Origin of the sequence: Mesorhizobium sp. M7A.F.Ca.CA.004.04.2.1, assembly GCF_004022825.1 — a bacterium.
GTDB lineage: Bacteria > Pseudomonadota > Alphaproteobacteria > Rhizobiales > Rhizobiaceae > Mesorhizobium.
On the sequence record NZ_RZPH01001706.1, the window covers coordinates 1 to 558 of the forward strand.

The window sequence follows — 558 nt, forward strand, 5'->3', positions numbered from 1 at the left end:
GGTTAGGCCAAGGGAGTCACACCGTTTTGGTGGTGGTTTTGGCCATAGTTTTGCTGGAACGAGGGGACGCGCCGACGCGCCCGGCCCAATGATGTGCATTGAGGCTGGGGGCATCGAATGCAAGAAGAGCCATCAAAAGGCCGCGCATCGAAAAACGATCCCGTTCAAAGCGGGCTTTTACGCGGTTTGCGTCAAGAGTCAATTGCGATGAGCGTCCTGTTGCCCTGTACAATGGCGGCGGCACGAAGTACGAACGGCATGACCATCCGGCTCATGGAGCGTCCCGACGCCCGCCGAAGACAGGCCCATTGCTGGGCATATAAGAATCCGAATTCCGAAAGAGTAAGATGTCCAACTTCGATGCACTCGTTCCCGCGCTGGCAAGGGCGCTGGAAAAACGCGGCTATTCCGAGCTGACGCCCGTCCAGAAGGCGGTTGTGGCGCCGGAACTCGGCGAGGCCGATGCGCTGGTTTCGGCGCAGACAGGCTCCGGCAAGACGGTGGCCTTCGGCCTCGCTCTGGCGCCGACCCTGCTTGAGGGCGCGGAGCGCTTTGGCC

General features: G+C 61.1%; 2 protein-coding genes. Both read left to right on the plus strand.

Annotated elements, in window-relative coordinates; translation table 11 throughout:
• Window positions 1-211 (plus strand): hypothetical protein (locus EN893_RS38875; protein WP_206640274.1); only part of this gene is annotated, 211 nt, incomplete at its 5' end.
• 136 nt (window positions 212-347) lie between these two features.
• Window positions 348-558 (plus strand): DEAD/DEAH box helicase (locus tag EN893_RS37110; RefSeq protein ID WP_164901553.1); only part of this gene is annotated, 211 nt, incomplete at its 3' end.